The following is a 20,476-nucleotide window of genomic DNA, read 5'->3' on the forward strand; positions in this document are numbered from 1 at the left end:
TGGTTTTCTGGTATCATAGTCATCGAGTAGAGTCCCTTCTTGGTGGCGTGGTAACCCCGAGGATACTCTACTTTTTTGTGTTTTGGATAGACTCCAAAACTTGGTACACAAACAATTGTACGTCATCGGTTAGAGGGAAATAGCGCCAAAAGTACACGTATTCGTCACCCTATCCTTCATTATGCGCGGAAATCTCGAAAATAGATGCACTTTTGTCCTTATTTTAGTTCGATGTGCTGAGATTGCCGGAGATAAGTGCACTTTTGTCCTTATTTCTCAGTTTTAAAGGATGTGCTGCTGATGCTTTTCAGACGGGCAAGGGGCGGAAGGTCCCGCTACAGCGGAGTTACCGGTGCAAGGAAACGGGATCAGCAGCAGCAGCGGCGGCACCTGCACCAGCACACAGGGGGCTGTCGGGGGCGCCACCCGGGAGGGAGGAACGCGTGGCCAGCCAAGGGCGTTTAGTTGAGCTGGTGCGTACAAGCAACAGATCTGAAATTTTACCCCATAAAAATTAGCCAAAAGGGACAAAATAAGAGAGGTCAGGCGGAAGCATGCCCGTAAAAACAGACGGCTGTTGCAAAACTTAGCTCAACAAAAGAGGGATAGCTCAAAAAAATTTTCCAACCTAAAACGTGAATGCGCTTACAAGGAGATCCCGCACCCCGCCTGGGATTTCGCGATTCGACACCTTCTGTGCAACCTACACAAATTGTGATATAAAATGCCAAATATAATTTTCAAGTTAAAAATTTATTTCAAAATGTATTGACGCATCTGAAATAAAAGTTTTAATATAGAGCTAAGCTTACAACGCTTAATGAAACGATCAACGGGCTGACACAAGGAAACGCGGAAACGAACCCGAGCCATGATCACGTTAGGGGAATTACTATGAATGACTATCTTGCAAGCTTAACGACGGAGGGGGTTAATGCCGGTACTTCCATGATCGATGAGCTGACGACGGAGCAAATGCTCGCGCTTATCAATCGGGAGGACGCAACGGTTCCAGCAGCGGTAGCCGCTGAACTGCCGGCAATAGCAGCTGCTGTGGAAGCGCTTCATCGAACGCTTGCCAGCGGCGGCAGGATGTTTTACATCGGCGCCGGAACGTCAGGCAGATTAGGCGTGCTGGATGCTTCAGAATGCCCGCCGACCTTCGGTACGGACCCCTTGCTGATTCAAGGCCATATCGCAGGCGGGGATGTGGCGCTGAGGGTTGCGGTAGAAGGCTGCGAAGACGACGGTGATGAAGGCAAAGCGCTGATCGACCGAATCGGCGTCACAAGCAAAGACGCTGTTATAGGAATTTCGGCAAGCGGAAGCGCGGCGTTCGTCATTGAGGGTCTGCGAAGAGCCGGCGAGCTAGGCGCAACAACAATTTGTATTGTCAACAACAAAGGAACAAAGCTCGAACAAGTGAGCTCCATTACGATTGCTCCGGTCGTAGGGCCGGAAGTGATAGCGGGCTCGACAAGATTGAAGGCCGGAACGGCGCAGAAGCTGGTGCTTAACATGCTGTCGACCGGCACGATGGTGAAGCTGGGCAAGACGTACAACAACTTAATGGTAGACATGAAAGCCAGCAACAAGAAGCTGTATGATCGGGCCTTGCGTATGATTCGCACAACGACAGGCGTCGATCAGGAGATTGCCGAGGTTACCCTGAAGCAAGCGAACATGGATTGTAAGCTTGCGATCATGATGATCAAATCGGGGCTTGATGCCGAGGCGGCCAGTCAGGTGCTGTCCGAATGCGGCGGCAGTCTGAAAAGGGCTATTCGCGTTTGCACCAAAGTCATGTAAGGTTGCTTGGTGGGATGTGAGTATATAGAATGAAATAGACTAAAGGGAGGATCTTAGCAATGAAAAGAAAAACGAGATTTGCTTCGACAGTTTTGGCACTCATGCTATCCGTAGGCGCTTTATCCGCTTGTTCCTCAGGCAACAACGGCAACAACAACGCAGGTTCAAGCAACACGCCTAGCACAAGCCCTACCGCTTCCAGCGAAGCGCAAGCAGCACCCGACACGATTACGGCTTTGCTTCCGCCGGTGTCGCCGAAGTACCAAGAAAACTTTGAGCAAATGGCAGCAGATTTCAACAAGCTTTATCCTAACCTGACTTTGAAAATCGAACCGGCAAGCTGGGAGGATATGACTCAGAAGCTGGATACACAAGTAAATGCGGGCAGCCCTCCGGACATCGCGTTCGGCAACTCGGAGAGCATTGCGAAATATGCGGATCTTGGCATGACGATGGACCTCGCTCCTTACCTGACGCCTGAGCAAGTATCGGATTTCGACGAGATCCCTTACGGTTACATGACGAAGGAAGGCAAGCAGTACGGACTTCCGGCTTACCTGGCCGTTCACTCGATCGGCGGTAACAAGCAGTTCCTTGAAGAGGCGGGCATCGATTGGAAGAAAGTGCAGCAAGAAGGCTGGACTTACGAAGAGTTCCGCGAAGCGATCAAAAAAGGCGTTGTCAAAGAAGGCGACACTTACAAGCGTTACGGCTTCGTATTCGCGACAGCCGGCGTAGCGTCCCGTGACTACCTGGGTATTCTGGTGAAGGGCGCAGGCATGCCTTATCCGTTCACGGAAGATAACAAATATGCTTACACGGACGAGAAGTTCTTGACGGTGCTGAAAGCGATCCGCGAAATGATCGACGACGGCTCGATGCCGAAAGAGCTGAGCTCCATTGACGCAGGCAAGCGCTGGAACATGTTCCTGACTGGCCAAACGATGATTACGGGTAAAGGTCTTGCCGTATTCGAAAACTCCGCGAACACAAACAACGCGAAGATCGAAGCAAATGACGGCAGCGCGGTAGCGGACAGCATCAAGGCGGAGTATGTTGTTCTGCCAATGCCATCCTTCGCGGGCCAACCTGCAGTATCCCATGCGGTTGTTGACGGCTACATCGCGTTCCGCGGCAAGAAGGAACCGACTCCTGAGCATGCGGCTAACGTTGCAAAAGCGGCTTACTTCCTGGCAAGCGGCTCGGTAGCGGCTGTAACGAACAACGATCTATTCGTATCTCACATTACAGACAGCGCTCGTGAAGCGGCTGCAAGTATTGAAACAAATCGCAACCCGGACAACGTAGCTGCTGACGAAGCGCTTCTCAAGCAAGCGCCTCCTGCTCGCGAGATCCCTACGGAGCTGCAAGCAGACCATATCAAGCTGGAGAACGAAGTTATTATTCCGAAGCTGCAAGCGCTGCTTGCCGGTGAGATCACGCCTGAAGAAATGTATGAAGCAGTGAAGAAAGCTGCTATCGAAACATTCGGCGAAGATGGGGTCGTATAAGAGTTAGATTGACGCTCGGATAGCCGCCCCCTTGATCGGGGGGGCTATCCGATTGTTGTTTTAGGTCAAGGAAGCGGCAATGAAAGGAGTCCTGCATAATGGCTCGAGGGGCATTAACCACCAAGAATCGCTTGAATAGAGGAGACAACGCATGGGCTTATGTCTTTATTGCGGTCGCTCTCATCGGATACGCGATGTTCACCGCTTATCCCTTTATTAGCGCATTTATCATTAGTTTTCAGGAATATAGGCCATTAGGCTCCGAGTTTATCGGCTTTGACAATTACGCGGATATCTTCAAAAGCGAGCTGTTCCATAAGGCGCTTTGGAATACGGTCATTTATACCGTGCTGACCGTTCCGGTAGCGCTCATCCTGTCCTTTGCGGTCGCGATTATGATTATGCCGCTTAAGAAATGGATGCAAACGACGTTTAAGGCGGTTTATTATCTGCCTGCTGTCGCTTCCGGCGTAGCATTGTCCGTCGTATGGCTGTGGATCTACGATCCGCTGCAAGGCGGCATATTGAACCAGCTGATCTCGGTGTTCGGCATCGAAAACCAGAACTGGCTCGGTTCGAGCAAAACGTCGATGTTCTCGCTCGTCTTTATGTCCTGGCTGTCCAGCCACGGCACCAGCATCATCATTTATGTCGCGGCGCTGCTCGGCATCGACGAGAGCTACTACGAAGCGGCGGATATTGACGGCGCCTCCTTCTGGCAAAAAATGTGGCATATCGTGATCCCATGCCTCAAACCAACGACGTTGTTCCTGCTCGTTACCGGCGTTATCGGTTCGTTCCAGGTGTTCCAGAACGCTTACCTGATGACCGGCGGCGGTCCGGACCACTCGACAACGATGGTCGGCTTGCTCATTTTCGATACCGCGTTCAAATATTTCGAATTCGGCAAAGCCGCTGCTCAATCGCTCGTGCTTGCCGCCATTATCGGCATTATCGCGTTTATCCAGTTCAAGTTCCTGGGCAAAGACGTGGAATACTAGGAGAAGGAGGGACTCGGCTTGGCACTGTTTAACAATCACTTAGGAAATCCAACATTCAAATATGTGCGCAACACGGTTATCGTGATCCTCCTTCTGCTGTTTGCGCTGGCGACTTTGTTCCCGATCTATTTCATGGTTATGTCCTCCTTCGGCGATCCGATTGAGGCGGGAGCGGTCAGCTATTCCATTTGGCCTGGCAAGTTCTCGCTGGAATCGTATAAATTTTTCTTCAACTTTAGCGAATATTCGTACCGCTGGCTGCTGAACTCATTGGTTGTGGCGAGCGCGGTCATGGTGTCGAATGTGGTGTTTGCAACGACGGCCGGTTATGCGTTCGCCAAAATTCAATTTAGAGGCCGCAGCGTTTTGTTCGCTGTCCTGCTTGCGGCGATGATGATCCCGTACCAAGTGACGCAAGTGCCGCTGTACATTCTCATCGTGAATGTTTTTGAAATTCAAAATACGTACGAGGCCTTGATTCTGCCTTCGATCGTAACGGTATATAACATCTTCCTGGCGAAGCAGTTCATGGGCTCGATTCCAAAAGAAATTTTGGAGAGCGCCAAGGTTGAGGGTGCCAGCCAGTTCCAAATCCTGATTAAAATCATTATGCCGCTGTCGAAGACGGTTATGGCCGTTATGGCGATTCTGACCTTTATGGATACCTGGAACACGTTCTTCTGGCCGTTCCTCGTAACGAATACGATGGACATGCAAACGATTCAGGTCGGTCTCAAAAACTTCCGCTTCGCCAACACGACGTATTTTGCGCCGATGATGGCGGGGGCTACCATTTCAGCAGTACCAATGTTCATTCTATTCTTCAGCTTGCAGCGTTACTTCCTCGAAGGGGTAACGGTCGGCGCGGTGAAGGGGTAATATGACGACTTCAGGCTGCGGCGTTTGCCGCAGCCTTGTTGTTAGGGTTTTTTGCGAATGAAGGGGGAGCTTGCATGCTTACATCATGGGAAGAACGATACCGCCCTGAAGTCATTGCCTTGTGGAATAAGACCGCAGTGTCCGACGGGTATAAAGAAATGGACGAGGACAGCTTCTCTCGCATCATAACGGACAATGCGCATTTCGACCCTGCGGCGGCTTTCGTGTGGCTGGAGGAAGAACGGGTAGTCGGCTTCGCATGCGGCTGTACGGGAGACGATCTGCCGCTAGGCGATGTGACGGGGTATATTACGTGTATCCTGCTGGAGGCTGGCTTTGCGAGCGAATCGCGTTATGAGGCCATGCTGGGAGCGCTCGAGAAGCGGTTCGCCGAGCTGGGGAAGAAGCAGTCGGACGTGCTGTTCTTTAACCCGATGCAGCTGCCGTGGTACATTCCGGGCACGGACAGGCATGAGCATAACAACGCGCCTGGCGTTCCGGTCGGCAGCGCGCTGCACGGCTTTCTGCTGAAGCAAGGCTATGCGGAGCGGGCTATTCAATGCGCGATGTATTTGAAGCTTGGCAAATTCCAAGTGCCGGACAGCATTCTGGCGAAGGAAGAAAAGGCCGCGGCGAGCGGATATGCCGTCGAGCTGCTTGACCCAAGCAAGCACAGCGGCGTTCACGACATGCTGGAAGCGCTCGGCAATCCGCTATGGAAGCGGGAGATCGGCCGCAGCTTCGAGGATGGAACGCCGGTTGTGATCGCGGCGCTTCGCGGCGAGGCGGTCGGCTTTGCCGGACCGGTTATTCGGCAGCCGAACGGCAGGGGATATTTTGCGGGGATTGGCGTCCGGAGCGAGCATGAGGGGCATGGCCTTGGCTCCAGCTTGTTCTTCCGCTTATGCGAGGCTTTTCAGAACATCGGAACGGATTATATGTCGCTATATACAGGAAGCAGCAACCCTGCCCTTCGGATCTATGAGAAGGCCGGGTTTCAGACGGTGAAAACATTTGCGATCATGAGGAAGGAGCTAGAACAATGAGCGAGAGACAGCAGGTAACGATTCTGGGCATCGGGGCCCATGTAGGCGATATGGAGCTGGTGGCGGGAGGCGTAATGGCGAGCCACTATTTGAAAGGGGACAAAATCGCGACGCTTGCGCTCACAGCTGGCGAACGCGGCGTTCCGGCAGGGCGGGACATGGAGGATTACCGGCAGCAAAAAATTCGCGAGGCGCATACGTTTGCGAATATGTTGGGCGGCGAAGCCTATGTTCTGGACTACAATGACGGCGAAGTGCCGGACGACCAAGAGATTCGGATGCGGGTTGCGGACGTCATTCGCCAGGTAAAGCCGAATATTATCATTACGCATCATTGCAACAGCATGCATAAGGACCATGCAACGACGCACCGCATCGTGAACGACGCGAGATATTTTGCGGCGATTCCTACGTTCGAGCGCGAGCTTCCGGCGCATTTTGCGGCCAAGCTGTATTACGGGGAGAACTGGGAGGACGCGGTCGGCTACGTGCCTTACGTATACGTTGATTTTAACCAAGAAGCGTTCGACCTGTGGATCAAGGCGCTGTCGACGCATTGGTTCGTGACGGGCAGCAAATCGTTTAACTACATGGACTATTACAAGTCGCTTGCCCGCGTGAGAGGGCTGGAGGCAAGGAAGGAATATGCCGAGACGTTTATGGTGGCGCCGGAATCGATGAAGCTGCGCCAGTCGGAGCTGTAAGCTGATAGCGGTATGCGGATAGCCGGCAACTGGGGAAGTTGCCGGCTTAACCAGTACGGAGGCTAGGGAGGACGGCAGGATGTTTTTGAACGGCATTGATAATATTGAAGCTTACGCGCATTTGTTCCGAGGCAAGCGTCTGGGACTCATCACGGCACCGACGGGGCTCGCTGCGGACTTCCGCTCGACGATTGATATTTTGCATGAAAAATTTCATTTGGCTGCGATGTTTTCGCCGGAGCACGGCGTTCGCGGCGACCTGGCGGCGGGAGCGCTCGTCGACACCTATGTAGACCCCGCAACCGGCGTGCCTGTGTATAGTCTGTACCGGAAAGACTCCAAGCGGCTGACACAGGAGATGCTGGACGCCGTCGATATGGTCGTCTATGATATTCAAGATGTTGGGACTCGCTATTATACGTTTATTTATACGATGCTGTACGCGCTGGAGGATTGCGCGAAAGCGGGCAAGCCGTTTGTGGTGCTGGACCGGGCGAATCCGCTGGACGGCGTTACGGTGGAAGGGAATGTGCTGAAGGAAGCGTTCGCTTCTTTCGTCGGCAATTATCCGCTTGCGGTGCGCTATGGCCTGACGGCCGGGGAAGTCGCGATGATGGCGAATGAGGAGCGGGGCTGGAAGGCGGAGCTGTATGTCGTTGCCTGCGACGGCTGGTCGCGCGGGATGACGTTCCCGGATACGGGCCGCGCTTGGATTCCGCCTTCGATGGGCATTCCACGCTTCCACACTGCGCTGCTATACCCAGGCACCTGCCTGTTCGAAGGCACGAACCTGTCGGAGGGACGGGGAACGACGGCGCCGTTTGAGCTGATCGGGGCGCCGTTCGTCGACGCGGAGCTGCTGGCAAAGGAGATGAACGCGAAGAAGCTGCCGGGCGTCTACTTCCGTCCGTCGTACTTCAAGCCGACCTTCTCCAAGCATGAAGGCGAGCTGTGCCGCGGCGTCTACGTCCATGTGCTGGATGAGCGGGCGGTTCGGCCTGTGGAGCTGGGAGTGGAGCTGCTGTTCACGGTGAAGCGGCTATTCGGGGACGCGTTTGAGTTTTTGCCGCCGGTACGGGAGAACGGCAGACCGTTCATCGACCTTCTGTGCGGGGACAACGTTTACCGCGACGAATCGGTAGACGTGCCGGCGCTGCTGGAGCGCTTCCGCGAAGAGAGCCGCTCGTTCGCGGAGCGGAAGAAGGCGTTCCATTTGTACTAGCGTGCAGTGGCGGAAGGTGAGATGCTGCGAGAAGGCAGGAAGTCTTGTTAAAGCGAATGCTCCATAGCGGAGATGCGAGCGGATACGACGGAAGTTTTGATTAGACTCGCGCTTCGGTGCGGGGATGAGGGGTTTTACGGCAATATGGTATAGGCTGACGCTTCGGTGCGGGGATGCGAGTTTTACGGCAATGTGGTATAGGCTGACGCTTCGGTGCGGAGGTGCTCGATTTTACGGCAATTTGTTATAGGTTGACCACTCGGTGCGGGGATGAGAGGTTTTACGGCAATAGGGTATAGGCTCACGCTTCGATGCGGAGATGCTCGATTTTACGGCAATTTGTTATAGGTTGACCACTCGGTGCGGGGATGAGAGGTTTTACGGCAATATGGTATAGGCTGACGCTTCGGTGCGGAGATGCGAGATTTTACGGCAATATGGTATAGGCTGACGATTCGGTGCGGGGATGCGAGATTTTACGGCAATTTGTTATAGGTTGACCACTCGGTGCGGGGATGCGAGGTTTTACTGCAATTCGCATAAGCTAAACTCTTCGGTGCGAAAATGCTGCGAAAATGCAGGAATATCCTTCAGATACGCGCTCTATATGAAAATTGCTGCAAAAATACAGTATTTTAAGACGATTTTCGTCTCTGCCGGCTCAACTGAAAGAAATTCCTGTATGAATGCATTATTTTTGCACGTTCAACTGTTTTTAGCGGAAAAATCCTGCACTTTTGCAGGAAATTGCACGAAGATACTTGAATGAACGAGCAAGGGCTATTTGAGAATGGTTTACATTGGTGAAGTCGTTGAAAGTGGTGAGTGACATGCGATTTGTTGCGGGGCTGGATGGCGGGGGGACGAAGACCGCCGTTACAATAGCGGACGATAGCGGAGCTGTTGTTCATAGGTTCGAGGCAGGGGCGCTTAATCTGAACGGGCAGGATGAATCGAGCATACGGGAGGCGCTTGCGGGGATATGCGCTGAAATTGCGCGGGTCTGTTCCGGTGGGCTGGACGCCTGCGCGGCGGTTTGTATCGGAGCGGCAGGCATCAGCAATCCGGCGGTCAGCGGTCTATTGACAAGCGGGATGCGCGAGAGCGGCTTCACGGGAGAACTGGTGCTGGTCGGCGACCACGAAACGGCGCTGTTCGGCGCGCTTGAAGGGCAGCCCGGCGCTATCCTGATCGCAGGCACCGGTTCGATCGCGTTTGGGCGCAACGCTGCAGGCGAGACGCATCGGGCAGGCGGCTTCGGCCACCTGATCGATGACGGAGGAAGCGGCTATAGCATCGGCCGCGATCTGCTCGCAGCAGTCGTTCGCGCGGCTGACGGACGGGAGGAGCCAACGGTTATAACCGAACTGGTGTATAGACAGCTTGGCATTAGCTCGATCCCCGAATTGATCGGATTTGTCTACGACAAGAACCGGAATAAAAAAGAAGTTGCCGCGCTGGCGCCTCTTATTTCGGAAGCGTGCGAAGCAGGCGATCTGACGGCGTTCCGGATCATTCGCGACAACGCCGATGCGCTTGCGGTGGCGGCATCTGCGGTGATCAACCGCCTGGAGCTGCGCAGCGGGGAGCTGGCGCTGCTAGGCAGCGTGCTGACGAAAAACCGCCATATGCGCGAAACGTTTGTGGAGCGCATGGGCTGGAGACAGCCTCTTCTCCGCTGTATCGAGCCAAAGCGGGACGCTTCTTACGGCGCGGTGCTGCTGGCGTTGCAGAAGCTGAAGACGGGCGATTAATCGGGAGACAAGACCGGCAGAAGGCTCTGTCGGTTTTGTTCTTTTAGCTGCGAATGCTCGTAAGAGAGCAAGAAGCTTTATATGCTGCATACACTGGACATCAAAAGGCAGAGGAGTGGAGAGCATGCTGATATGGAGAGCTGAAAAACCGTCTGTCATCGGGATCGGACTGATGTCCGGCACCTCGCTCGATGGCGTGGACGCCGCAGTGGTGCAAATTGAAGGCAGCGGCCTTCAATCGAAGGTTCGCCTGCTGCATTACTATACGCGTCCTTACGACGACGAGCTTAGAGACAAAATAAAAGAGCTTTGCAGTCCGGCTAGCTCAGACGTCGTTCGTATTTGCGGCATGAACGCCTATATGGGCGAAGTGTTCGCAGAAGCGGCATTAGAGGCGGCTCAGGAGGCGGGGCTTGGGAAGGACGAAATCGACTTTGTCAGCTCGCACGGCCAGACGGTTTGGCATATGCCGGAGCCTCCGGAGAATGATCCCTATCTGCGGAAGTCGACTTTGCAGATCGGCGATTTATCCGTCATCGCCAAGCGAACAGGCTGGCTGACGGTCGGCGACTTCCGTCCGGCAGATATGGCGGTCGGCGGCCAAGGGGCGCCCCTTGTTCCTTATGGGGACCTGATTCTGTTCGGTCACCCTGAGAGAGGGCGCCTTCTACAGAACATCGGCGGAATCGGCAATTGCACCGCTCTTCCGCCTGGGGCGACTGCGGAGAATGTATTTGCTTTTGATACCGGACCGGGCAATATGATTATCGACCAGACGGTGCTGACTCTCACTGACGGCCGGATGAGCTATGACGCCGAGGGTGCTTGGGCCGCTCTGGGAACGCCGGACGAGGAGCTGCTCGCTGAGCTGCTGGCGCATCCGTACTTCCGCCAGCCGCCTCCGAAAACAACCGGGCGCGAGCTGTTCGGCGCAGACTACACGGCGGCCTTCCTCCGCCGAGCTGCGGAACGGGGCGTCTCCGCCGCCGATATCGTCGCGACGGCGACGGCATTCACCGCGCATACGATCGCGGACGCCTGCCAAGAGCTCGTCATGCCGCGCTGCCGTATCGACGAGGTCATCGTCAGCGGGGGCGGCGCGCATAACCGCACGCTCATGGCGATGCTTGGCGCACTGCTGCCCGAGCAGAAGATCATGACGGCCGGCGCGCTAGGCCTCTCGGACGATGCGAAGGAAGCGGTTATTTTCGCTTTGCTCGGCCATGACTTCCTGCGGGGCAACGCCAACAATGTCCCCGCCGCCACCGGCGCGTCGCGCCCGACGGTCATGGGCAAGCTGGCGCTGCCTTAAGCGAGCCGTGCCCTGAGCGGTGACCCTAAGGGGTTGTCCGAAGCGGCGGACTTAAGCGGTGGCCCAAGCGGTGATCTTAAGCGATGACCCAAGGCGATGGTCCGAAGCGGCGGCCTGATGCGATGCCCCTTGGCGGTAGCCGAGGCCTGCTACCCTCATCCGCATCGTGAAGAGGCACATAATGAGCGAATAACGCCAAAAGTACACCTAAATTCAGCCAAATGGATCGATATCAAGCGAATAAAGCCAAAAGTGCACTTATTTTTCAAGTCTGGACCAAAATTTGGCGGCCAGCGCTGAAATTAAGTGCACAAATGGCTTTATTTCTATTTGGGGGAAATCTAAATGAGTAATAGGTGCACTTTTGGCGCTATTTCATCACGGGACTCACCACCAAATCGCCAGCATGCCATCACGAGCGACTACAGAACCAGCCACCACCAACACATATACTCAACCCCGTACCATCGCCAACATGCACCCCACAGCCAGCCACCACGCCAAACACGCCAAACACGCCAAACACGCCAAACACGCTATCGAGAGTTACTACACACAACCCGCCAGTACTAAATACATTTACTCAGTTACGTACCACCGCCAACGACCCATCACGAACCGCCACATAGCTGCACCACGCTAAACACGCTATCACAAGCCGATGTACAACCCCGTCACCACCACACAACCAGCCACCACGCCAAACACGCTATCCCGAGAGCCACCACGCCAAACGTTTGGCGGTGGTATAAGGGCAGTGTAAAAGCTCGTGATAGCGTAAACCATTAAGAAGTGTCACACCATCCAGCCAACCATTCCACCACCGCTGCATGAACCGTACGATCACTCCCATCACCGCATATTACCATCCCCAGCCTCGCTAACACGGCACCACGAAACACGGCACCACGCACCACGGCACCACGCACCACGGCACCAAGCACCACCGCACTAACGCCGAACACCCCAACACTGCTAACATCTCACCACGCAACACGGCACCACGCACCCCGGCACCACGCACCACGAAACACGGCACCACACAACACGGCGCCACGCACCACCGCACTAACGCCGAACACCCCAACACTGCTAATATCCCACGCACCACCGCACCACAATCACGATGCCGCCAACACTTCCCGCCACCGCTGCACAGCCACAACTGGCCTGAACGTCTAGCTCGTTTTTTTCGGGCTCGCCCACCATACGGCCGCAAACATGATGGCAAGCACAGCAACGATTAGTCCGACCCAAAACAACGGGGAGGTCCAAACGTCCGGGGATGGATATTGCCCCGCATTCACAGCAGCCCAATACCGTCCGTCAGGCCCCTTTACTGCGATTTGTTCCTGTGCGCTCACTCCTTGAATGGCGTAGTAAGGCGTTCCCTTGGCAAACGTGTTGGAGAAATTTCCTCTGTACGTCCCTTCCCGGTCGGAATAGCGGGTCACCTTACCGATTTTTTTACCAATCTGATCGGCGGGTATTTCCGTATCGGTGACGGTATAGCTGCCTCCGTCATAAACGACAAAGCTGCTTGCCCAATCCGCAAAGACATGCGGAGTTAGACTGACTAGCAAGAGCGCCGCGATAAGCGACATCTTCCCCCAGATTCCCCATAGCCTCAGAATGAAGCTCCCCCTTCTCCTAGAGCTGAACATATAAAACCCGACCGTTATTCCGCAGCAAGCAGAATCGAGCCGCTTAACGTCCACATCATGAGAGCGAACGAGATGCTTGCAAGCGTGGCCGGGCCCGCGATAGGCTCCTCCTTTTTTATACATTGCAAAACCTTTGCAAACGCTCCGATGAATGCGGCCGCGTAAAGCGGCATGAGCAAAAGAGCGGAAGTCGCAATAAATGCCTGCATTTTGGTCACCTCCTTACCTTATACGCTCCAAAGCGGCCTCTCAGCGACGGCTTTCCAGCGAGAAGACCTCTATCCTAATAGACGCTCAGTTACCTCCATAAGTTAACGGAAAGCTTCACCTGAGTACCGATTTGCAAAATGTTAGATTTTCTCGACAAACCCGCTCAGCTCCGCTTATGATAAGACTAATAAGAAAGCGCTTTATGTGTAAAATTCGCCATACCAAAATTTGCATTTTGTAAGAATAGCTGCTTAAAAAGAACGGAGGACAGATCACGCTATGCTGCAGGAGTATGACTATGAATTTGCGGAGTTCATCTATTATACGCCGGGGCCGCTCGATAAAGAGGGGAATTTATGGCCGGTTCGAGGGGGGCGGACGACGGCCAAGCCGAATTATCGGGTAGGGCCGAAACGAATCGAATGCTTCAGCCTTCATTTTGTTCAGGAAGGGAAGGTTCGCTTAAGGTTCGGGGGCGAACAAGCGGAGCTTGAAGAGGGAGATCTATTTTGTTTGTTCCCGGAACGCACGTACCATTACGAGAGGATTCCTTCGGATCAGACGCTGCGAATGAGCTGGCTGGCGCTGGATGGAAGCAGGGTGAGCGCGCTGCTTGCGCTTGCGGGGCTGACAGAGGAGAAGCCGTTCCGCAGGAAAGCGTTAACGGCCAACGTACGGCGAGTCTCCGAACGCGCCATCGATCGGATGGCAGGCGCCGGCAAGTGGGACGCCGCGACGGCGATGGAGCTTCAGGGCCTCGTATGCAGGCTGTTTGCCGAGCTGATCCGAGACGCGGCAAGAGCCCAAGCTTCAGAGCGCGAAGATTGGCTGCAGGAGTGCAAGCGCTATATGGAGCTGCATGCCGCGGAGGGGATTACCGTGCAGCAGGTAGCGGATTACGCGGGCGTGCACCGTTCTTATTTCTCGCAGGCGTTCACGAATTCGGCGGGCATATCTCCGCTTAAATATTTGCAAAAAATCCGAATGGAAAAAGCGAAGCAGCTGCTGCACGCAACGGATGCTTCGATAACGGAAATTGCCTTATCGCTGGGCTATCCGAATATGTACGCATTTACGAGGGCGTACAAGACCTACTATAAAGAGCCCCCGGTTCCAGTGCATGCATCGGCGGTTAAGAAGTAACCGCGCACGATCCGCTTAACAATTTGCAAACGATTACAGGGACGCATTAAAAAGGAGGCCCGCGCGATGAAGCTAAAGCTGTCTACCTTAAGGCGATGGGTTTCGCCGGGATTAAGCATTCAAGGCAAAATATTTATCGCGTTCAGCCTCGTCGCTCTGCTGTCCATTCTTTCGATTACCGGCATTGTCTACGTCAACATGCGGGAGACGATCAAGGAGAATGCGGTAACCTCGGTCTCGGACAGTATCCGTCAAGCTGACGAGTCGCTCAACATGATGCTTGAGGAGATCGACCGGCTGAATACCGTGGTGGTAACGAACAAAAATACGGTGATCGATACGCTGCTTAGCCCCTCGGAGGAAATCAGCTACGAGTGGTTTCAGGAGCAGAAGCGGATCGATGAGTTTTTATCCAGCTTAACCGATTATAAGCCCTATATTACCCGGATTGCCGTCGTCGGTTTGAACGGCAAAGTGTTTTTCACAGGGGGGCCTTGGCTGGACCGGACCGTTATTGGAACGCGGATGATGGACTATATCCTGGTTAACGGGTCGCGCCATGCGTATTTCAAGCAGACGGGCGTATCGGATGCGATTACTGTCGGCCGAGAGATTCGTTATGACCGCAAAAGAATCGGCGTGGTCATGGTCGATTTGAACTATGATTTTATCAAAAAAACGTATGGCGTGAAGCCGACCGCCGACAGCATGCTGTATGTGCTGGATGAGCAGGGGGAATTCGTCTATCTGCCCGAGTCGCCGCCTTCCTTCGCCCCATCCGCCGAAAAGGTCGTCAGCCTTCATCAAGAGTTTGCAAGTACCGGCGATGCGGTGGAGCGCGAGATTGCCGGGAGATCGTATATCGTGGTCAGCCGTAAATCCGACCACACGGGCTGGACGACGCTTGCGCTTATCCCGATGGGTTCGCTGCTGAGCGAATCGACCAAGCTTCGCAACCTGATGTTCGAGGTGTCGGCCATTGTCTTAATCGTCGTCTTGATCGGCTCCCTGCAGGTCTCGTCCAAAATCACGATTAACATCCGGCGATTGAAATCGATGATGACGCTGGTGAAGGACGGCAATTTGTCCCTCCCCATGAAAGAGATAAAAACGAAAGACGAAATCGGTCAGCTGTATCACGTGTTTATCGGGATGCTCGCGGAATTAAAACGGCTGCTGGAAGGGATACGCGTTAGCGAGAAAGAGAAGCGCGAGGCCGAGCTCACCGCGCTCCAGGCGCAAATACGCCCCCATTTCCTCTACAATTCGCTCAACACGATCAAGTATTTGGCCAGATTGAACGGGACGCCGAATATCGAGGAGGTTTCCGGATCGTTAATTGAGCTGATGCGAGGGGTGCTCGGCAACTCCAATGAATTCCTCACGGTGAGGGAGGAGCTGGACTACGTGCGCAGCTATATTTCGATCGTGAAATACAAATACATGCAGCCGATTCCGGTTCATGAGGAAATCGAGGACGAAGCTTTGCTGGAGTGCAAGGTGCTCAAGCTCATGCTGCAGCCCATTGTGGAGAACGCCGTTCTTCACGGAATCGGCTCGCGGGAGCAGGGCGGATTTGTAATGATCCGAGTTTCCATGGAGAGCCACAACTTGAAAATTGAAGTGACGGATAACGGCAAAGGAATGACACAGGAGCAAATGGATAGGCTGCTCGGAGAACAAAGCAAAGGAGAGGCCCCGTCGCGGTTCAGCGGCATGGGGGTGCGCAATGTGCATGAACGAATCGTCCGCCTATACGGTGAACCGTACGGAGTAAAGCTGTACAGCGAGCTTGGGCTTTATACGAAGGTCGTCATTACGTTTCCCCTAGTGCAGGAGCAGGAGATTTCGAAACCTATCGTTCGAGAGGTGGTCTAAATTATGTTTCAAGTGATGCTGGTAGACGATGAACCGTTAGTCCGCAATCATTTGTCGACGTTAGTGGATTTCGGGAAGCACGGATTCGAGATATGCGGTGAAGCTCATAACGGTGTAATGGCTCTGGACATGATCGAGCAGCTCCGTCCGCACATCGCCATCATTGACGTGAATATGCCCGAAATGAACGGCGTCGAGCTGAACCGAATAATGAAGGAACGATATCCCTCGATTAAGACGATTATGCTCAGCAGCTTCGATGACTATGATTACGTGCGCGATTGTCTGAAGAACGGGTCCATCGATTATGTGCTGAAGCACAGGCTCGACGGCGAGACGCTGATCGGGATGCTGAACAAAGCCGTTCTCGAGCTGCGGAAGGAAGACCGGCTTCAGGAGGACCTTATCGCTCACAAGGAGCTGGCGGAACGAATTAATCCCGTCATCATTCGCGGGCATATTACCGATCTGGTCAGGGGGAAGCCGGAGGCCGTAAGGGAGTTAGAGGCCTTCGCGCGTAAACATGAATTGTATCCCGGCGCCGTCAGCTATGCGGCCGCATCGCTCCAAATCGTTTCTTTCTTGTTACTAACGCAATCCTATAGCGATATGCAGACCAATCGGCTTGTTCAGCAAGCGGTCGATATGATGCAGCAGAGCCTAGGCGATGTGAGGGAGCGGACCGCCGCTTATTTGGAGAACGGACGGATGGTCATCGTGTTCGCATTCAAGGAAAAAAGCGAAAATGCCGCCGTAAGCGAGGCCGGCATCATGATGGGGAAGCTTCGCCACGCGCTGGAGCTGTTCCTCAATCTGAAATGCATCTATGCGGTCGGGCATGTATGCGGAAGCTTGTCGCAGCTTGGAGCGAGCTATGCTTCGGCAGAACGGGCGCTTGACGCGGCCCCTGCGGAACAGAACAATCTAGGGGCGGGGAAAGCGGGCGGCTTATTCGGAGGCCGGCGCGTTTCGTTAACGATCGAGGAACAGAAGCGTCTCCTGCTTTCGATCGAGCGGCTTGATCTGGCGGGCACCCATCAGCTGATCGCTTCCGTATTCGAGTCGATTCGGGAGCAGCCTGTTCATTCCAGTGCCGTGCAGATGACCATCAGCGAGCTGCTGCATATCGGGGATAAAGCGTTGAAGAAATGGATGGCGGATGGCGGCGCCAAGGCGGACGGACTCCCCGCGCGCAGCGAACTGGGCCGATTAGGAAGCGTAAGCGAGATGGAACGATGGCTGCTGGACTTTTACGCTCATCTGATCAGTCTGCTTAAGGAGAGTCACTCGGCAGGACGCTATTCCCGGCATGTGTCGCAAGCGGTCGGATTTATATTGGAGCGCTATTCAGGATATGTCACGCTGGAGCTGGCGGCGGGCGCCATCGGGCTGAACCCTTCGTATTTAAGCCGTATTTTCAAAGAAGAGACGAAGTCCACCTTTTCGGAATATGTCAATCGGGTCCGGATTGATGCGGCGCGCAGGCTGCTGGAGAGCGGGCAGTATGCAATTAAAGAAATCAGCGACCAAGTCGGTTTCTCCACGCACAATTATTTCTTCAAGGTGTTCAAGGAGCTAACCGGCGTCACGCCGCAGGCGTACTTGAACGGGCTCGGCGGCGGAGGCGCCCGAAGCAAAGCCGTAAAATATGTGGAGTAATTCGTCATATTATTATAATTTCGCGCGAAACCGGTTGAATTATAATGAGTGCACACCGAGGGAAACGCTTACACATGTCGGTGAATTGAACTATTGGAGGTCACAGATTTATGCGTAGACACTGGGGCAAAAAAGCGCTGACCACGATGATTGTGTCCGGTCTGATTTTGGCCGGCTGCAGCGGCAATGGAGATTCAGAAAAAGAAAACACTCCCCCGGCATCTTCCGAAAGCGCTGTTAAAACGGAAGGATTCCCGATTGTAGATGAACCGATCAAGCTCAAAATGTTCACCCGCATCGCGCCTGCTAACGGGCCGTTCAAAGAGATGCCGGTGTTCCAGGACTATGAGAAGATGAGCAATATCCAAGTGGAATTTATCGAGGCGCCGACGGACGGCTTCGCGGAGAAGAAGAATCTGCTGTTCGCGTCCAACGAGCTTCCTGACGCCTTGTACCGTTCCGAGCTCAATCCGCTTGAGACCATTCGTTACGGTACATCCGGCCAACTCATTCCGCTGGAAGGTTTGATCGATAAATATGCGCCTAATCTGAAAGCGTTGATGGAGGAATATCCGGAGATCCGCTCGGCCATCACAACGCCGGAAGGACACATCTATTCGATTCCTGGCATCGTATCGACAGGCTCGGCGCGTACGGACAAACGCTGGATTAATAAAGCGTGGTTAGAGAAGCTAGGTCTAGAAGAGCCGAAAACGACGGATGAACTGTACAACGTGCTGGTTGCCTTCCGGGACGGAGATCCGAACGGTAACGGGGAGAAAGATGAAATTCCAATGAGCGCGCGCAAGGGTGCCGCGGGAATACCTATCGCTAACTTCTTTACGGGATCGTTCGGTCTGGATTTGCAGTTCGGCTATAACATCAACATCGAAGACGGCAAAGTGAATATTTGGAGCGGCGACGAAAAGCATAAGGAGCTGCTGATGTATTTGAATAAGCTGTATACGGAGAAGCTTCTGGACCAAGAAATTTTCTCGCATACGGAAGCGCAATATCTTGCTAAGCAAGGAACGGGCAACACGGGCATGTTCTTCGACCAGACGAACAATAACTTCCTGCCGATTCAAGATCAATACGTCGGCATCGCACCTCCAGCTGGCCCGCATGGCGACCAAAAACAAAGCACGGTTGCGCCGGTGCCGCGCGATTTCGGAGCTTTCGCCATCACGTCTGTGAACAAATATCCGGAAGCGACAATGCGCTGGATCGATTATTTCTACAGCGATGAAGGCTCTACGCTGCTGCGTTTCGGGAGAGAAGGCGAGCATTATGAGCTGAAGGACGGCATTCCGTATTACACGGAAGAGTTTTTGGCGATCGAAGGCGCGCAAGGCAAGATGACGCCATACGCTGGCGGCGGCGCTCCTCACTTAATTAGCGACAAGGTCGCGTCGTTCATCAATCCGCCGCAGGTTCAGGCAGCGTTCGAGAAGCTGGAGCCGTACATGCCGGAGATCCGTTACGCCGCTCCGATGTTCGATGAGGCGACCGCACAGCAGGTGAACATTCTGCGCAACGACATTGATAAATACGTCGATGAGCAAAGCACGAAGTTTATCGTCGGCGCGCTCAGCTTCGATAAGTGGGAAGAATTCCAGTCCACGCTGAAGAAGATGAACATCGAAGAGCTGGAGAAGATTTATCAAGAAGCTTACGACAAAATGGAGAAATAAGACCGAGACCGCATAGACAAGGAGTGGATGCTCATGGAGAGCGAGCAAGTAACAGCTGCTCTGTCCCTTAGCCAGCCGAAGCGCGGATCCGGCTTATTGAAAAAAATCGCGAAGCGGTATGACTTGTACCTCATGCTGCTTCTGCCGGTTGCTTGGTATTTGATCTTTCATTACGGTCCGCTGTACGGACTGCAAATCGCATTCAAAAACTTTAATCCGGCCAAGGGCATCTTCGGAAGCCCTTGGGAAGGCTTCAGTCATTTCGAACGGTTTTTCGATTCGTATTATTTCTGGAGACTGCTGTGGAATACGATATCCATCAACTTGTTCTCGCTGCTTATCGCTTTCCCGATTCCGATTCTACTGGCGCTGCTGGTGAATGAAATTAAAAGCAAAACGTACAGCAAGTGGCTGCAAAATATTACGTATATCCCTCATTTTATTTCGGTCGTCGTCATCGTCGGCATCCTGAATTCGATGCTTGCGCCGACGGGGCCGATCAACATGCTGATCGAGGCTTTCGGCGGCACGCCGGTCCGGTTTTTGGAGCAAGCCGGCTGGTTCAAGACGATCTTTATCGGCTCGAACATTTGGCAGAGCATGGGCTGGCAGTCCATTATCTACATTGCGGCGCTCAGCGGAGTCAATCCGCAGCTGTACGAGGCGGCCAAGATGGACGGAGCTTCAAGGCTGAGACGCATATGGCATGTCTCGCTGCCGGGTATCGCACCGGTCATTGTGATCCTGCTCATTTTGGATATCGGCCATTTTATGAACGTAGGCTTTGAGAAAATATTGCTGATGCAAAATAATTTGAACCTCGAGTCAAGCGACGTCATCTCCACGTTTGTCTATACGACGGGTATTTTGAAGGGGGAATACAGCTACACGGCAGCAATCGGTCTGTTCAACTCGGTCATCAATCTGATTCTGCTGCTGCTCGTGAACCGGTTCGCCCGCAAGACGTCGGAGACAAGCTTATGGTAAAGG

At 53.8% G+C, this 20,476-nt stretch carries 16 protein-coding genes; 14 read left to right on the forward strand and 2 right to left on the reverse strand.

The window, feature by feature from the left end:
- Positions 1 to 894: 894 nt before the first annotated feature.
- The 9 genes from murQ (at position 895) to D3P08_RS16870 (ending at position 11,238) form a co-directional block, all read left to right on the forward strand.
- Positions 895 to 1,809, forward strand: coding sequence for an N-acetylmuramic acid 6-phosphate etherase (gene murQ, locus D3P08_RS16830; protein ID WP_119600883.1), 915 nt, complete (start codon positions 895 to 897; stop codon positions 1,807 to 1,809).
- 59 nt (positions 1,810 to 1,868) lie between these two features.
- On the forward strand, positions 1,869 to 3,320 hold the full coding sequence (locus D3P08_RS16835; protein WP_119600884.1) for an ABC transporter substrate-binding protein: 1,452 nt from the start codon (positions 1,869 to 1,871) through the stop codon (positions 3,318 to 3,320).
- Between the two features lie 98 nt (positions 3,321 to 3,418).
- On the forward strand, positions 3,419 to 4,321 hold the full coding sequence (locus tag D3P08_RS16840; RefSeq protein WP_119600885.1) for a carbohydrate ABC transporter permease: 903 nt from the start codon (positions 3,419 to 3,421) through the stop codon (positions 4,319 to 4,321).
- An 18-nt stretch (positions 4,322 to 4,339) separates the two neighbouring features.
- Entirely contained in the window at positions 4,340 to 5,200 is an 861-nt protein-coding gene (locus D3P08_RS16845) for a carbohydrate ABC transporter permease (RefSeq protein WP_119600886.1), read from the forward strand.
- 74 nt (positions 5,201 to 5,274) lie between these two features.
- A complete protein-coding gene (locus tag D3P08_RS16850; RefSeq protein ID WP_119600887.1) occupies positions 5,275 to 6,246 on the forward strand; it encodes a GNAT family N-acetyltransferase in 972 nt (323 codons plus the stop codon).
- Entirely contained in the window at positions 6,243 to 6,950 is a 708-nt protein-coding gene (locus tag D3P08_RS16855; protein ID WP_119600888.1) for a PIG-L deacetylase family protein, read from the forward strand. The genes D3P08_RS16850 and D3P08_RS16855 overlap by 4 nt, the downstream gene beginning before the upstream one ends.
- A gap of 79 nt (positions 6,951 to 7,029) precedes the next feature.
- Positions 7,030 to 8,172, forward strand: coding sequence for an exo-beta-N-acetylmuramidase NamZ family protein (locus tag D3P08_RS16860; RefSeq protein WP_119600889.1), 1,143 nt, complete (start codon positions 7,030 to 7,032; stop codon positions 8,170 to 8,172).
- 830 nt (positions 8,173 to 9,002) lie between these two features.
- The gene (locus tag D3P08_RS16865) at positions 9,003 to 9,926 is read left to right on the forward strand and encodes an N-acetylglucosamine kinase (RefSeq protein ID WP_119600890.1); all 924 of its coding nucleotides are present in this window, start codon (positions 9,003 to 9,005) and stop codon (positions 9,924 to 9,926) included.
- A gap of 124 nt (positions 9,927 to 10,050) precedes the next feature.
- Positions 10,051 to 11,238: an anhydro-N-acetylmuramic acid kinase gene (locus D3P08_RS16870; protein ID WP_119600891.1), complete on the forward strand. Its 1,188-nt coding sequence runs from the start codon at positions 10,051 to 10,053 to the stop codon at positions 11,236 to 11,238.
- 1,178 nt (positions 11,239 to 12,416) lie between these two features.
- Here the strand turns inward: D3P08_RS16870 and D3P08_RS16875 are convergent.
- Both D3P08_RS16875 and D3P08_RS16880 read right to left on the reverse strand, forming a co-directional pair.
- A complete protein-coding gene (locus D3P08_RS16875) occupies positions 12,417 to 12,842 on the reverse strand; it encodes a hypothetical protein (RefSeq protein ID WP_119600892.1) in 426 nt (141 codons plus the stop codon).
- 74 nt (positions 12,843 to 12,916) lie between these two features.
- Entirely contained in the window at positions 12,917 to 13,111 is a 195-nt protein-coding gene (locus tag D3P08_RS16880; protein WP_119600893.1) for a hypothetical protein, read from the reverse strand.
- A gap of 280 nt (positions 13,112 to 13,391) precedes the next feature.
- Here D3P08_RS16880 and D3P08_RS16885 point away from each other — a divergent pair, with 280 nt between their 5' ends.
- The 5 genes from D3P08_RS16885 (at position 13,392) to D3P08_RS16905 (ending at position 20,473) form a co-directional block, all read left to right on the forward strand.
- Positions 13,392 to 14,255 carry a helix-turn-helix domain-containing protein gene (locus D3P08_RS16885; RefSeq protein WP_338068728.1) on the forward strand — a complete coding sequence of 288 codons (864 nt, stop codon included), beginning with the start codon at positions 13,392 to 13,394 and terminating at the stop codon, positions 14,253 to 14,255.
- 66 nt (positions 14,256 to 14,321) lie between these two features.
- The gene (locus D3P08_RS16890) at positions 14,322 to 16,133 is read left to right on the forward strand and encodes a cache domain-containing sensor histidine kinase (RefSeq protein ID WP_119600894.1); all 1,812 of its coding nucleotides are present in this window, start codon (positions 14,322 to 14,324) and stop codon (positions 16,131 to 16,133) included.
- Positions 16,134 to 16,136: 3 nt separating this feature from the next.
- Positions 16,137 to 17,792: a response regulator gene (locus D3P08_RS16895; protein ID WP_119600895.1), complete on the forward strand. Its 1,656-nt coding sequence runs from the start codon at positions 16,137 to 16,139 to the stop codon at positions 17,790 to 17,792.
- Between the two features lie 110 nt (positions 17,793 to 17,902).
- Complete coding sequence (locus D3P08_RS16900) at positions 17,903 to 19,486, forward strand: extracellular solute-binding protein (protein WP_119600896.1); 1,584 nt, start codon at positions 17,903 to 17,905, stop codon at positions 19,484 to 19,486.
- 33 nt (positions 19,487 to 19,519) lie between these two features.
- The gene (locus tag D3P08_RS16905; protein WP_240647596.1) at positions 19,520 to 20,473 is read left to right on the forward strand and encodes an ABC transporter permease; all 954 of its coding nucleotides are present in this window, start codon (positions 19,520 to 19,522) and stop codon (positions 20,471 to 20,473) included.
- Positions 20,474 to 20,476 lie beyond the last annotated feature (3 nt).

The sequence above is a fragment of the Paenibacillus nanensis genome, assembly GCF_003583765.1.
In the GTDB taxonomy this organism is placed as follows: domain Bacteria; phylum Bacillota; class Bacilli; order Paenibacillales; family Paenibacillaceae; genus Pristimantibacillus; species Pristimantibacillus nanensis.

Excerpts from the sequence above, each read along its gene's own strand:
- murQ (WP_119600883.1), top strand. The coding sequence starts at position 895 with ATGAATGACTATCTTGCAAGCTTAACGACGGAGGGGGTTAATGCCGGT.
- D3P08_RS16835 (WP_119600884.1), top strand. The coding sequence starts at position 1,869 with ATGAAAAGAAAAACGAGATTTGCTTCGACAGTTTTGGCACTCATGCTA.
- D3P08_RS16840 (WP_119600885.1), top strand. The coding sequence starts at position 3,419 with ATGGCTCGAGGGGCATTAACCACCAAGAATCGCTTGAATAGAGGAGAC.
- D3P08_RS16850 (WP_119600887.1), top strand. The coding sequence starts at position 5,275 with ATGCTTACATCATGGGAAGAACGATACCGCCCTGAAGTCATTGCCTTG.
- D3P08_RS16855 (WP_119600888.1), top strand. The coding sequence starts at position 6,243 with ATGAGCGAGAGACAGCAGGTAACGATTCTGGGCATCGGGGCCCATGTA.
- D3P08_RS16860 (WP_119600889.1), top strand. The coding sequence starts at position 7,030 with ATGTTTTTGAACGGCATTGATAATATTGAAGCTTACGCGCATTTGTTC.
- D3P08_RS16865 (WP_119600890.1), top strand. The coding sequence starts at position 9,003 with ATGCGATTTGTTGCGGGGCTGGATGGCGGGGGGACGAAGACCGCCGTT.
- D3P08_RS16870 (WP_119600891.1), top strand. The coding sequence starts at position 10,051 with ATGCTGATATGGAGAGCTGAAAAACCGTCTGTCATCGGGATCGGACTG.
- D3P08_RS16875 (WP_119600892.1), bottom strand. The coding sequence starts at position 12,842 with ATGTCGCTTATCGCGGCGCTCTTGCTAGTCAGTCTAACTCCGCATGTC.
- D3P08_RS16880 (WP_119600893.1), bottom strand. The coding sequence starts at position 13,111 with ATGCAGGCATTTATTGCGACTTCCGCTCTTTTGCTCATGCCGCTTTAC.
- D3P08_RS16885 (WP_338068728.1), top strand. The coding sequence starts at position 13,392 with ATGCTGCAGGAGTATGACTATGAATTTGCGGAGTTCATCTATTATACG.
- D3P08_RS16890 (WP_119600894.1), top strand. The coding sequence starts at position 14,322 with ATGAAGCTAAAGCTGTCTACCTTAAGGCGATGGGTTTCGCCGGGATTA.
- D3P08_RS16895 (WP_119600895.1), top strand. The coding sequence starts at position 16,137 with ATGTTTCAAGTGATGCTGGTAGACGATGAACCGTTAGTCCGCAATCAT.
- D3P08_RS16900 (WP_119600896.1), top strand. The coding sequence starts at position 17,903 with ATGCGTAGACACTGGGGCAAAAAAGCGCTGACCACGATGATTGTGTCC.
- D3P08_RS16905 (WP_240647596.1), top strand. The coding sequence starts at position 19,520 with ATGGAGAGCGAGCAAGTAACAGCTGCTCTGTCCCTTAGCCAGCCGAAG.